Raw genomic sequence first — 12,627 nt, forward strand, 5'->3', positions numbered from 1 at the left:
TTATCGGGGCGAAACGCCCCTTACCTGGAAAAACGATGAGGCGCGACGCGCCCTGATCGTTTGAATATCTCGATGTCTGAACGCCGGCCCCACCGGACCGGCGAGAGGACGGGCGCCGCATTGCTGCGGCGCCCTCGTCCCTACTCCGCCGCGTCGGGCAACTGCTGCTGTTCGAGGTCGGCCTGGGTGTTCTCCAGTTCGACGTTGAGACCGAGCGAACGCATTTCCTTGACGAGAACATTGAAGCTCTCGGGAATGCCCGCCTCGAACGTGTCGTCGCCGCGCACGATGGCCTCGTAGACCTTGGTGCGGCCGGCCACGTCGTCCGACTTCACGGTCAGCATCTCCTGCAGCGTGTAGGCGGCACCGTATGCCTCAAGCGCCCAGACCTCCATCTCGCCGAAGCGCTGGCCACCGAACTGCGCCTTGCCGCCCAGCGGCTGCTGGGTGACGAGCGAGTAGGGTCCGATCGATCGGGCGTGGATCTTGTCGTCGACCAGATGGTGAAGCTTGAGCATGTAAATGTAGCCCATGGTCACCTTGCGGTCGAACTCCTCGCCCGTGCGGCCGTCATAGACGGTCGACTGACCGCTCGTATGAAGCCCCGCCTGCGTCAGCAGCTCGTTGATGTCTGCCTCGTTCGCACCGTCAAAGACCGGCGTCGCGATTGTGACGCCGTGCTTCATCTGGTCCGCCAGACGCAGGATCGACTCGTCATCATAGTCGCGGACCGGCTCGTTGCGGTCGTTGGCCGGAATGATGTCCTCGATCGTGGCGCGCAGATGCTTGATCTCGCCGTTCTCGTTGTAGGCCTCGATCAGTTCCCCGATCTTGCGTCCCATGCCGGCGCAGGCCCAACCCAGATGCGTCTCGAGAATCTGGCCGACATTCATGCGCGACGGCACGCCCAACGGATTGAGCACGATGTCGGCATGGGTGCCGTCTTCGAGGAACGGCATGTCTTCGACCGGAACGATCTTGGACACGACGCCCTTGTTGCCGTGACGGCCGGCCATCTTGTCGCCGGGCTGCATCTTGCGCTTCACGGCAACGAAGACCTTGACCATCTTCATGACGCCGGGCGGCATCTCGTCGCCGCGCTGGACCTTCTCGACCTTGTCCATGAAGCGCTGCTCGAGCGCCTTCTTGGACTCGTCGTACTGGCCACGCAGGGCTTCGAGCTCGCTCTGCAGCTTCTCGTCGCCGACGGCGAACTGCCACCACTGCGAACGCGGGTAATCGGTCAGCGTCTCACGGGTGAGCGCCGCGCCCTTCTTATAGCCCTTCGGGCCAGCGATGACGTCCTGTCCCGTCAGCATGTCGGCCAGGCGGCTGTACACGTTGCGGTCGAGAATCGCCTGTTCGTCGTCGCGGTCCTTGGCGAGCGTCTCGATCTCTTCGCGCTCGATTGCCATCGCGCGCTCGTCCTTCTCCACGCCGTGGCGATTGAAGACGCGCACTTCGACGACCGTGCCGAAAGCTCCGGGCGGCATGCGCATGGAGGTGTCACGGACGTCCGAAGCCTTTTCGCCGAAGATGGCGCGCAGGAGCTTTTCCTCCGGCGTCATCGGGCTTTCGCCCTTCGGCGTGATCTTGCCGACCAGGATGTCGCCCGGCTGAACCTCGGCGCCAATATAGGTGATGCCGGCTTCGTCCAGGTTCTTCAGCGCTTCTTCCGAAACGTTCGGAATGTCGCGCGTGATCTCTTCCGGCCCAAGCTTGGTGTCGCGCGCCATGACCTCGAACTCCTCGATGTGGATCGAGGTGAAGACGTCGTCGGCCACGATACGCTCGGAGAGCAGGATCGAGTCCTCGTAGTTGTAGCCGTTCCACGGCATGAACGCGACGAGCACGTTGCGGCCAAGCGCGAGGTCGCCGAGATCGGTCGACGGACCGTCGGCCAGGATGTCGCCCTTGTTGACCTTGTCGCCCACCTTCACCAGCGGACGCTGGTTGATGCAGGTCGACTGGTTCGAACGCTGGAACTTCATCAGGCGGTAGATGTCGACGCCGGACTTGCCCGGATCGAGATCTTCCGTCGCGCGGATGACGATACGCGTCGCGTCGACCTGATCGACCACGCCGCCGCGGCGGGCGCCGATGGCGGCGCCCGAGTCACGGGCGACGATCGGCTCCATGCCGGTGCCGACAAACGGCGCTTCGGCGCGCACCAGAGGCACGGCCTGACGCTGCATGTTCGAGCCCATCAGCGCGCGGTTGGCGTCGTCGTTCTCAAGGAACGGGATCAGTGCCGCGGCGACCGAAACGAGCTGCTTCGGCGACACGTCCATAAGGTCGACGTTCTCGCGCGGTGCCATCATCACTTCGCCGGCATGGCGGCAGATGACGAACTCGTCCGTGAACTGGCCATTCTCGTCGAGTTCGGCATTGGCCTGTGCGACGTAGTGCTTGGCCTCTTCCATCGCCGACAGATAGACGACGTCAAGCGTGACCTTGCCATCCTTGATCTTGCGGTACGGGCTCTCGATGAAACCGTACTTGTTGACGCGCGCAAAGGTGGCGAGCGAGTTGATGAGACCGATATTCGGGCCTTCCGGCGTCTCGATCGGGCAGATGCGGCCGTAATGCGTCGGATGCACATCGCGCACCTCGAAGCCGGCGCGCTCGCGGGTCAGACCGCCAGGTCCAAGCGCCGAAAGACGACGCTTGTGCGTGATCTCGGAGAGCGGGTTGGTCTGGTCCATGAACTGCGAGAGCTGCGAGGAACCGAAGAACTCACGCACGGCAGCGGCCGCAGGCTTGGCGTTGATCAGGTCCTGCGGCATGACGGTGTCGATCTCGATCGACGACATGCGCTCCTTGATCGCGCGCTCCATGCGAAGCAGGCCGACGCGGTACTGGTTCTCCATCAATTCGCCGACCGAACGCACGCGGCGGTTGCCGAGATTGTCGATGTCGTCGATCTCGCCCTTGCCGTCGCGCAGCTCGACCAGCGTCTTGACGACCGCAAGGATGTCTTCCTTGCGCAGGACGCGCACGGTGTCGGCGGCGTCGAGTTCCAGACGCATGTTCATCTTGACGCGGCCCACGGCCGAAAGGTCGTAACGCTCGGCGTCGAAGAACAGCGAATTGAACATCGCCTCGGCGGTGTCGATGGTCGGCGGCTCACCGGGACGCATGACGCGGTAGATGTCGAACAGCGCGTCCTGACGGCTCTCGTTCTTGTCGACGGCGAGCGTGTTGCGGATGTAGGCGCCGACATTGACGTGGTCGATGTCGAGAACGCTGATCTCCTCATGGCCCGCCTCGATGAGGACCTTCAGGGTCTTCTCGTCGATCTCGTCGCCGGCCTCGAGATAGATCTCGCCGGTTTCCGCATTGACGATGTCTTCCGCCAGGTACGAGCCGAACAGGTCGTCCTCAGTCGCCTTGATGGCCTTGAGGCCCTTTTCGGCAAGCTGCTTGGCCTGGCGCGCGGTGATTTTCTTGCCAGCCTCGACGACGATTTCGCCGGTGTCCGCGTCAACGAGATCGGTCACGGCCTTCATGCCGCGGAAGCGTTCGGCCGAGAACGGGATGCGCCAATGGTCGTCGGCGCGCTCGAAGGTGAGCTTGTTGTAGAAGGTCGAGAGGATTTCTTCGCCGTCCATGCCGAGCGCCATCAGAAGCGACGTCACCGGGATCTTGCGGCGACGGTCGATGCGCGCATGCACGACGTCCTTCGAGTCGAACTCGATGTCGAGCCACGAACCGCGATAGGGGATGACGCGCGCGGCGAACAACAGCTTGCCCGACGAGTGCGACTTGCCCTTGTCGTGATCGAAGAAGACGCCCGGCGAGCGGTGCATCTGCGAGACGATCACGCGCTCGGTGCCGTTGACGATGAAGGTGCCGTTGGACGTCATGAGCGGCATGTCGCCCATGTAGACGTCCTGCTCCTTGATGTCCTTGATCGAGCGCGCGCCGGTGTCCTCGTCGACATCGAACACGATCAGGCGCAACGTCACCTTGAGCGGCGCGGCGAAGGTCAGGTCGCGCTGCCGGCATTCATCGACGTCGAACTTGGGGGCCTCGAACTCATACTTGACGAATTCCAGCATCGCGGTGCCGGCGAAGTCCTGGATCGGAAACACCGACTTGAAAACCGCCTGCAGTCCCTCGTCGGGACGGCCGCCCTTGGGCTCCGCCACCATGAGGAACTGATCATAGGATGCCTTCTGAACCTCGATGAGGTTCGGCATCTCCGCAACTTCCGGAATATTTCCGAAGAACTTGCGTACGCGCCTGCGACCGTTAAACGTCTGGGTCTGGGCCATCGTCGCTCCTTACTGCCTCTTGGCTATCTGCCAACCACGCACCGCCGTCAAAAACTCGGCGGGTATCCATCAAGAACGGGCAAAAACCCGTTTCCTGAAAGCCGTTTCCGGCCCACAGGAAAGAGGTTTTCCAGTTCCACTTTTCCCGGTGGGATCGGTGGGCAGCCTGCGCCGCCCACCGATGGAACCCACGACGGGTCTTACTTGAGCTCGACCTTGGCGCCGGCGCCTTCGAGCTGAGCCTTGATCTTGGCAGCTTCGTCCTTCGAGACGGCTTCCTTGACGGCTTTCGGCGCGCCTTCGACGAGGTCCTTGGCTTCCTTGAGGCCAAGACCCGTGATCGCACGGACTTCCTTGATGACGTTGATCTTCTGCGCGCCGGCATCCGTCAGGATGACGTCGAACTCGGTCTTCTCTTCTTCGGCGGCAGCAGCAGCGCCGGCGCCGCCGGCGGCAGCAACGGCAACCGGAGCAGCAGCGGAGACGCCCCACTTCTCTTCGAGCATCTTCGACAGCTCAGCCGCCTCGAGGACGGTCAGGCTCGACAGGTCTTCAACGATCTTTGCGAGATCAGCCATTTTCTCAGTTCCTTGATTAAGTTCGAATGTGTGTTGGATTCTTGACAGCGAAGAACAGCCTTAAGCGTCCTCGTCCTTCCGGGCGTAGGCGCCGAACACCCGTGCGAGCTGACCCGCCGGTGCGTTGACGACCTGTGCGATCCGGGTTGCCGGGGTCTGAACCATACCGACAATCTTGGCCCGGAGTTCGTCGAGCGACGGAAGCGAGGCGAGAGCCTTCACCCTGTCGGCGTCGAGCGCGGTCTCGCCCATGGCTCCGCCGATGATGACAAGCTTGTCATTCGTCTTGGCGAAGTCGGACGCGACCTTGGGGGCCACAACCGGATCGTCCGAATACGCGATCAGGGTCTGTCCCTTGAACAGATCCTGAATGTTTTCGGACTGCGTACCCTGAAGAGCGATCTTGGCAAGACGGTTCTTCGCGACCTTTACCGTGCCACCGGCTTCACGCATCTTGGAACGAAGATCGTTCATCTGCGCAACGGTGAGCCCGGCATAGTGGGCCACAACGACTGAACCCGTGTTCGAGAACACGCCATTCAGGCTTGTGACGAATTCGCGCTTTTCCGCTCTTTCCACTGCCTATCTCCATCTGGCAACCGCCGAAGCGATTGCCGGGTTGCCTTTGCCGAACGGGCCTTCCTCGAAAGGATCACCCGAACGACGTTCGAGGATCCTGCCCCCTTTTCTCCAGACCGACCGAAGCCGGCTTGTCAGACAAAAGGCACACACGGTTCGAACCTTTTCCATGGGCTGACGCCCGTAAAAAAGCCTCTCACCCGTCTCATGCAGACCCTTGCGAATTAAGGCTCCTTCTTGCGAACGAGCCGCCTGCAATCTCGGACAGGATTTCCGGGACTTGCGATCCCGGAGATCCGGGCCCCGTGAGGCCCGGAATTTCTTCAGTCGGCACTCTCGACCGAAAGGCGGCACCCGCCCTTCGGGATCATGCCTTACCGGCCGATCAGGCCGAAGGCGCGGTCACGGTCGACGGGTCGAGCTTGAGGCCCGGCCCCATGGTCGACGACAGGGCGACCTTCTTGACGTAGTTGCCCTTGGCGCCCGTCGGCTTGGCCTTGATCACCGCATCGGCGAAGGCGCGAACGTTCTCTTCGAGCGCCTTGGCGTCGAAGGAAGCCTTGCCGACGCCGGCGTGGACGATGCCGGCCTTCTCGACGCGGAACTCAACTGCGCCGCCCTTGGAAGCCTTGACGGCTGCGGCGACGTCCGGCGTAACCGTGCCGACCTTCGGGTTCGGCATCATGCCGCGCGGGCCAAGGACCTTGCCCAGGCGACCGACGAGCGGCATCATGTCCGGAGTGGCGATGCAGCGGTCGAAGTTGATCTCGCCCTTCTGCACGGTTTCCACCAGGTCTTCCGCACCGACGATATCGGCGCCGGCGGCCCTGGCTTCATCGGCCTTGTCGCCCTTGGCGAACACCGCGACGCGAACCGTACGGCCAGTGCCGTTCGGCAGATTGACGACGCCGCGGACCATCTGGTCGGCGTGGCGCGGGTCGACGCCGAGGTTCATCGCAACTTCGATCGTCTCGTCGAACTTGGCGGTCGCGCGGTCCTTCAAAAGGTTGATGGCTTCCGAAAGGTCGTACTGCTTGTCGGCATCGATGCCTTCGCGCGCCTTGGTGATGCGCTTTCCTGCTTTAATCGCCATGATCAGCCCACCACTTCCAGGCCCATGGAGCGGGCGGAGCCCTCAACCATGCGCATTGCAGCCTCAACGTCGTTGGCGTTGAGATCCTTCATCTTCGCTTCGGCGATCTCGCGAACCTTGTCGCGCGAAATCTTGCCGGCCACCGACTTGCCCGGCTCCTTGGAGCCCGACTTCAGGTTCACGGCCTTCTTCAGGAAGTACGACACCGGCGGCGTCTTCATCGCGAAGGTGAAGGACTTGTCCTGGTAATAGGTGATCACGACGGGGATGGGCGAACCCTTCTCCATCTCCTGGCTCTGCGCATTGAATGCCTTGCAGAACTCCATGATGTTGATGCCACGCTGACCAAGCGCAGGACCGATCGGGGGCGACGGCGTCGCGGACCCGGCGGGGACCTGAAGCTTGAGCTGGCCTGCAATCTTCTTAGCCATATCTCATCTGCCTTTTGTCGTTATGCCGGCAAGCCGGCGTTTTGCAGCTTGGTGGTACGGATATGAACGGCCGGCCAGGCCGCCTCCCCTTCCACCCGTGATGGACGCTCGCGCCCATCACCTCGTCGGGCCGAAACCGGCCCACTTCCAGTCAGACCTTCTCGACCTGACCGAACTCCAGATCCACCGGCACGGCGCGCCCGAAGATCGAAACCTCCACCTTGAGGCGCGAGCGCTCCTCTTCGACTTCCTGAACCGTTCCATTGAACGACGCGAAAGGACCGTCCGAGACGCGCACGGCCTCACCGATCTCGAAGGTGACCGAAGGCTTGGGACGCTCGACGCCTTCCTGCACCTGGTGCAGGATGCGGTTCGCCTCGGCCTCGGAGATCGGTACGGGCTTGGCGGTCGTGCGATCCTCGCCGAGGAAGCCGGTCACGCGCGGCGTGTTCTTGACGAGGCTGATCACCGCGTCTGTCAACTGCGCCTTCATCAGCACGTAGCCCGGGAAGAACTTGCGCTCGGCATCGACCTTCTTGCCGCGACGGACCTCGACGACCTTCTCGGTCGGAACGACGATCTGCTCGATCTTGTCCGACAGGCCCTTCTGCTTGGCCTTGTGCTCGATATCCTCGGCGACCTTCTTCTCGAAATTCGAGTAAGCGTGGACGATGTACCACCGCGCAGTCATTCTAAATGGCTCTCCGTATTGGCGGGTCTAGCGAGCGATCCCGAGGATCAGTTCGATGCCCCACGCCATCACCTGGTCGGCGACGAAAAAGAAGATCGATGCAATGAGGGCGAAGACCAGGACCATGATCGTCGAGATCAGTGTCTCGCGTCGCGAAGGCCACGTCACCTTGGACGTTTCCGTCCGCACCTGCTGAAGAAAGGTGAATGGATTGGTGGTCTTGGACGCCATCTGCCGCTCATTTTCTTGTCAGGTCCGGGCGCGAGGATCCGCGCCCTTCCCCTTTATTTCGAACAGTCCTGCCGGAACGCGAAGCTGTGCGCCGGCCAAATCTGGGAACCTTGCAACGAATCAAAGAAAATGGTTCGTCCATGCAATTCGGGCGCGTAAAGCCGCTCGCCGGCTCCACGCACCGCGTGTTCGTGGCGTGTAGATAGATTCGATTCCGCACCGATGCAAGCGCTTTGTTCGATTTGGTTTGGGAGAACCTGGCAGGGGCAGCAGGGCTTGAACCCGCGACCTGCGGTTTTGGAGACCGCCGCTCTACCAACTGAGCTATACCCCTTCAGGTGCGTGGCTTCTCCCACAACTGCCCGCGCATTTCAAGCTTCGGATGCTCCGTCCGGCGCATTTTATCTCACCCGATTCGGGCAACGCAACGTCAATGTGGAAAACGAAAGCGGGCGGCCCCGAAGGACCGCCCGCCTCACAATCAACGATGCTGCAAAAGCCGAATGCTGGCTATTCCGTGATCGAGGCGACGATGCCGGCGCCGCGGGCAAAGCGCATGCGCCCTTTGCCTCATTTCAAGTGCGTCGGCAACTTTCGGCTTCGACGCTCGATCACTCCGTGATCGAGGCTACGATGCCGGCGCCGCGGGCAAAGCGCATGCGCCCTTTGCCCCGTATCAAGTGCGTCGGCAGCTTTCGGCTTCGACGCTCGATCACTCCGTGATCGAGGCTACGATGCCGGCGCCGACGGTGCGGCCGCCTTCGCGGATGGCGAAGCGCAGCTTCTCTTCCATCGCGATCGGCACGATCAGCTCGACGTCGACCGTCACGTTGTCGCCCGGCATCACCATCTCCGTGCCTTCCGGCAGCGTCACGATGCCCGTCACGTCCGTCGTGCGGAAGTAGAACTGCGGACGGTAGTTGGTGAAGAATGGCGTGTGACGGCCACCCTCTTCCTTCGTCAGGATGTAGGCTTCGGCCTTGAACTTCTTGTGCGGCTTCACCGAACCGGGCTTGCACAGAACCTGCCCGCGCTCGACGCCCTCACGGTCCACACCGCGGATCAGCGCGCCGATGTTGTCGCCAGCCTGGCCCTGGTCGAGCAGCTTGCGGAACATCTCAACGCCCGTCACCGTCGTCTTCTTGGTGTCGCGGATGCCGACGATCTCGACTTCCTCGCCAACCTTGACGATGCCGCGCTCGACGCGGCCGGTCACCACCGTGCCACGGCCCGAGATCGAGAACACGTCTTCGATCGGCATCAGGAACGGCTGGTCGATCGGACGCTCCGGCGTCGGGATGTAGGCGTCGACCTCGGCCATCAGCTTGCGGATCGCGTCCTCGCCGATCTCCTTGTTGGAGTCTTCCAGAGCGGCCAGCGCCGAACCCTTGACGATCGGAATGTCGTCGCCCGGGAAGTCGTAGGACGACAGCAGCTCGCGAACTTCCAGTTCGACCAGCTCGAGCAGCTCGGCGTCGTCGACCTGGTCGACCTTGTTCAAGAACACGACGATTGCCGGAACACCAACCTGACGGGCAAGCAGGATGTGCTCGCGGGTCTGCGGCATCGGGCCGTCAGCAGCCGAGCACACCAGGATCGCGCCGTCCATCTGCGCAGCGCCCGTGATCATGTTCTTCACATAGTCGGCGTGGCCGGGGCAGTCGACGTGGGCGTAGTGGCGGTTCTCGGTCTCGTATTCGACATGCGCCGTCGAGATCGTGATGCCGCGCGCCTTCTCTTCCGGAGCGGCGTCGATCTGGTCGTACGCCTTGAACTCGCCGAAGAACTTCGTGATCGCAGCCGTCAGCGACGTCTTGCCGTGGTCGACGTGCCCGATCGTGCCAATGTTCACATGCGGCTTGTTACGCTCGAATTTACCTTTCGCCATAATCAGTCTTCCCTTGGGCGCGATGTGTGCGGTTGGGTTAAAAGGATGCGGGGCGATTAGCGAGTGCGGCATGAAAACACAAGTGCTTTGTTGCCGCGTCAATGGCCGGAGAGGCCATCGCGCCCTGAACATGAAGCCGCTGAGATAAGATCAGTTCGTGCCTTGCGCCAGTATGTCTTCGGCAAGGGCGATCGCGGTGCGGCGGTCGGCTTCCGGGGCGAGCGCGAACGCTTCTTCCTGCATGTCGCGAATCCAGATCTGGTCGGCAGGTGAAGCCCGATGCAGCGCAGCCGTCATCATCGCAAGGCCGCGCACCACGCGCCCGCTCTGGAAGAGAAGGTTGCCGAGCGTCGCCTCGGCGCCCGCGTGTCCCTTTTCGGCCGCAAGCTGCAGCCAGCGCGCGGCCTGCTGGACGTTGGGCTTGAAGCCATCCCCGCCAAGAAACATGCGCCCGATCTCGTACTGCGCATCCGGGTGGCGGTAGCTCGCCGCCGCGCGCATGTAGTATTCCTGCGCCGCAACCGGGTTTGCCCCGACCGGCGAGCCGGGAATGCCGCGCTTGAGATAGCCGCCGAGCGCCACCAGCGCATCGGCGACATAGGAGTCGTCCGGGCTGCCCGGCTCAACCTCCTGCTGCACGATTTCCTGATAGAACTGGAACGCCTCGTAGTCGTCCTGGGCGACGCCGTCGCCCTGCGCATACATACGCGCCAGCTTCCACTGCGCACCAAGCTGGCCGTTCTCGGCCGCGTAGCGATAGGCTTCGGCAGCCTCGTCCTTGTCGCCGTTCTTGTAGGCGGAGAAACCGAAGCGGAAAACCGCCCACGGGCTTTGCTTTTCGCTCTTTGCGGGCTCGGCGAGAACCTGCTCGTCAAACGCGAACGCCATCGTCACGCTGCCCAGAATGCTTCCGGCAAGCGATGCGGCAACCAGCCCGGCCCTGACGAAATCAGATATCAGCATAGCAATGCGTTTCTTTGGCACCGCCCGGATGGGTGACGGCTCCCTCGCGCGCGGACCCCACGGTCTGCGCATATTTCCAAATCGCGCCGGACTGGTAGTCGGTCTGTCGCGGGTTCCAGTTCGTGGAGCGCTCCGCAAGTTCCGCCTCGCTCAGCGCCACCGACAATTCGCCCGCCGTCGCGTCGATCGTGATCATGTCGCCGTCGCGCAGGAGCCCGATCGGCCCGCCAACCGCGGCCTCTGGACCGACATGGCCGATGCAAAAGCCACGCGTCGCGCCCGAAAACCGCCCGTCGGTGATGAGCGCGACCTTGTCGCCCATCCCCTGCCCGTAAAGCGCCGCGGTCGTCGAAAGCATCTCGCGCATGCCCGGACCGCCCTTCGGTCCCTCGTAACGGATGACTAGAACCTCGCCCTCGCGATAGGTCCGGTCGGTCACGGCCGCAAAGCACTCCTCTTCCGAATCGAAGCAGCGCGCCGGACCCGTGAATTTGAGATTCTTCATGCCGGCCACCTTCACGATCGCGCCGTCAGGAGCCAGATTGCCCTTCAGGCCGACGACCCCGCCCGTGGCGGTGATCGGCCTGTCTGCCGGGCGCACCACGTCCTGGTCATCATTCCAGCGAACATGCTCCATGTTTTCGGCAACAGTACGGCCGGTCACCGTCATGCAGTCGCCATGGAGGTAACCATGCTCCAGCATGGTCTTCATCAAGAGCGGAATGCCGCCAGCCTCGAACATGTCCTTGGCGACATAGCGGCCGCCAGGCTTCAGGTCGGCGATATAGGGGGTCTTCTCGAAGATGCGGGCAACATCGAAAAGGTCGAACGCGATCCCAGCCTCGTGCGCGATCGCCGGCAGGTGAAGCGCGGCATTGGTCGAGCCGCCTGTCGCCGACACCACCGCCGCCGCGTTCTCCAGCGCCTTCAGCGTGACGATGTCGCGCGGCCGGATGTTGCGGGCGATCAGTTCCATGACCTTCTCGCCGGAGGCGTAGTTGAACCGGTCGCGCATCTCGTAGGGTGCCGGCGCGCCGCACGAATAGGGCAGCGCCAGTCCGATCGCCTCGGCGACGGTCGCCATCGTGTTGGCCGTGAACTGGGCGCCGCAGGCACCGGCCGACGGACAGGCCGCCTGCTCGACCTCGAGCAGTTCCTCGTCGGAGATCGCACCGACCGAGTGCTGGCCGACCGCCTCGAAGACATCCTGGATGGTGATCTGCCGGCCACGATAAGTGCCTGGCAAAATCGAGCCGCCATAGATGAAGATCGACGGCACGTTGAGGCGCACCATGGCCATCATCATGCCTGGCAGCGACTTGTCGCATCCCGCAAGGCCGACCAGCGCATCGTAGGAATGGCCGCGCATGGTCAGTTCGACCGAGTCGGCGATCACGTCGCGCGAGACCAGAGACGCCTTCATGCCCTGGTGGCCCATCGCAATGCCGTCGGTGACGGTGATGGTGCAGAACTCGCGCGGCGTGCCATTGGCGGCCGCGACGCCCTTCTTGACCACCTGCGCCTGCCGCATCAAGGAGATGTTGCAGGGCGCCGCTTCGTTCCAGCAGGACGCCACGCCGACCAGCGGCTGGGCGATCTCGGCGCTCGACAGACCCATTGCGTAGAGAAAGGAGCGGTGCGGCGCGCGCGTGGGGCCGACGGTCACGTGTCGGCTGGGCAGATTTGCTTTGGAGATTGCCTTGGCGTCCATTTCGCTCCTCACCATCCCGGGCGGGCGGCTTGCTCCCGTTGGACGCGAACGCGCCGTCGGAAATTCAGCATTTGGCCTGCGCCCGGTTTATGGCGGGAAATGGGCGCGGCCTTCCCAGACCCGTCTATAGCCTGGAACGGGTTGCCGAAGTGTTGCGCCAAAAACACAAATCGCGCCCCGAAGGA

General features: G+C 62.9%; 10 protein-coding genes and 1 tRNA gene. All 11 read right to left on the reverse strand.

All coding sequences use genetic code 11. The features are described from left to right. Positions 1 to 140 precede the first annotated feature (140 nt). The 11 genes from rpoB to ilvD all read right to left on the reverse strand — a co-directional run bounded on the left by rpoB (position 141) and on the right by ilvD (position 12,442). Positions 141 to 4,277 carry a DNA-directed RNA polymerase subunit beta gene (gene rpoB, locus GTK01_RS02600; RefSeq protein WP_252924271.1) on the reverse strand — a complete coding sequence of 1,379 codons (4,137 nt, stop codon included), beginning with the start codon at positions 4,275 to 4,277 and terminating at the stop codon, positions 141 to 143. Between the two features lie 200 nt (positions 4,278 to 4,477). Next, positions 4,478 to 4,855: a 50S ribosomal protein L7/L12 gene (gene rplL, locus GTK01_RS02605; protein ID WP_252924272.1), complete on the reverse strand. Its 378-nt coding sequence runs from the start codon at positions 4,853 to 4,855 to the stop codon at positions 4,478 to 4,480. A 60-nt stretch (positions 4,856 to 4,915) separates the two neighbouring features. Continuing rightward, a complete protein-coding gene (rplJ, locus tag GTK01_RS02610; protein ID WP_252924273.1) occupies positions 4,916 to 5,434 on the reverse strand; it encodes a 50S ribosomal protein L10 in 519 nt (172 codons plus the stop codon). A 385-nt stretch (positions 5,435 to 5,819) separates the two neighbouring features. After that, positions 5,820 to 6,527: a 50S ribosomal protein L1 gene (gene rplA, locus GTK01_RS02615; RefSeq protein WP_252924274.1), complete on the reverse strand. Its 708-nt coding sequence runs from the start codon at positions 6,525 to 6,527 to the stop codon at positions 5,820 to 5,822. 2 nt (positions 6,528 to 6,529) lie between these two features. Beyond that, the gene (gene rplK / locus GTK01_RS02620) at positions 6,530 to 6,958 is read right to left on the reverse strand and encodes a 50S ribosomal protein L11 (protein WP_252924275.1); all 429 of its coding nucleotides are present in this window, start codon (positions 6,956 to 6,958) and stop codon (positions 6,530 to 6,532) included. Positions 6,959 to 7,109: 151 nt separating this feature from the next. Next, on the reverse strand, positions 7,110 to 7,649 hold the full coding sequence (gene nusG, locus GTK01_RS02625; RefSeq protein ID WP_252924276.1) for a transcription termination/antitermination protein NusG: 540 nt from the start codon (positions 7,647 to 7,649) through the stop codon (positions 7,110 to 7,112). Between the two features lie 27 nt (positions 7,650 to 7,676). Further along, complete coding sequence (gene secE / locus GTK01_RS02630) at positions 7,677 to 7,880, reverse strand: preprotein translocase subunit SecE (protein WP_024585409.1); 204 nt, start codon at positions 7,878 to 7,880, stop codon at positions 7,677 to 7,679. A 258-nt stretch (positions 7,881 to 8,138) separates the two neighbouring features. After that, positions 8,139 to 8,214 (reverse strand) — tRNA-Trp (locus GTK01_RS02635). Between the two features lie 378 nt (positions 8,215 to 8,592). Then, complete coding sequence (gene tuf, locus GTK01_RS02640; RefSeq protein ID WP_252924266.1) at positions 8,593 to 9,768, reverse strand: elongation factor Tu; 1,176 nt, start codon at positions 9,766 to 9,768, stop codon at positions 8,593 to 8,595. Between the two features lie 150 nt (positions 9,769 to 9,918). Further along, complete coding sequence (locus tag GTK01_RS02645) at positions 9,919 to 10,731, reverse strand: tetratricopeptide repeat protein (RefSeq protein ID WP_252924277.1); 813 nt, start codon at positions 10,729 to 10,731, stop codon at positions 9,919 to 9,921. Beyond that, positions 10,718 to 12,442: a dihydroxy-acid dehydratase gene (gene ilvD / locus GTK01_RS02650; RefSeq protein WP_252924278.1), complete on the reverse strand. Its 1,725-nt coding sequence runs from the start codon at positions 12,440 to 12,442 to the stop codon at positions 10,718 to 10,720. Before ilvD ends, GTK01_RS02645 begins: the two co-directional genes overlap by 14 nt. Positions 12,443 to 12,627 lie beyond the last annotated feature (185 nt).

Origin of the sequence: Aliihoeflea sp. 40Bstr573, assembly GCF_024105655.1 — a bacterium.
Classification (GTDB): domain Bacteria; phylum Pseudomonadota; class Alphaproteobacteria; order Rhizobiales; family Rhizobiaceae; genus Aliihoeflea.

Bases quoted from the DNA above. Each gene is read 5' to 3' on its own strand.
- rplK (WP_252924275.1), bottom strand. From the start codon at position 6,958: ATGGCTAAGAAGATTGCAGGCCAGCTCAAGCTTCAGGTCCCCGCCGGG.
- nusG (WP_252924276.1), bottom strand. From the start codon at position 7,649: ATGACTGCGCGGTGGTACATCGTCCACGCTTACTCGAATTTCGAGAAG.
- rplL (WP_252924272.1), bottom strand. From the start codon at position 4,855: ATGGCTGATCTCGCAAAGATCGTTGAAGACCTGTCGAGCCTGACCGTC.
- ilvD (WP_252924278.1), bottom strand. From the start codon at position 12,442: ATGGACGCCAAGGCAATCTCCAAAGCAAATCTGCCCAGCCGACACGTG.
- tuf (WP_252924266.1), bottom strand. From the start codon at position 9,768: ATGGCGAAAGGTAAATTCGAGCGTAACAAGCCGCATGTGAACATTGGC.
- secE (WP_024585409.1), bottom strand. From the start codon at position 7,880: ATGGCGTCCAAGACCACCAATCCATTCACCTTTCTTCAGCAGGTGCGG.
- rpoB (WP_252924271.1), bottom strand. From the start codon at position 4,277: ATGGCCCAGACCCAGACGTTTAACGGTCGCAGGCGCGTACGCAAGTTC.
- rplA (WP_252924274.1), bottom strand. From the start codon at position 6,527: ATGGCGATTAAAGCAGGAAAGCGCATCACCAAGGCGCGCGAAGGCATC.
- GTK01_RS02645 (WP_252924277.1), bottom strand. From the start codon at position 10,731: ATGCTGATATCTGATTTCGTCAGGGCCGGGCTGGTTGCCGCATCGCTT.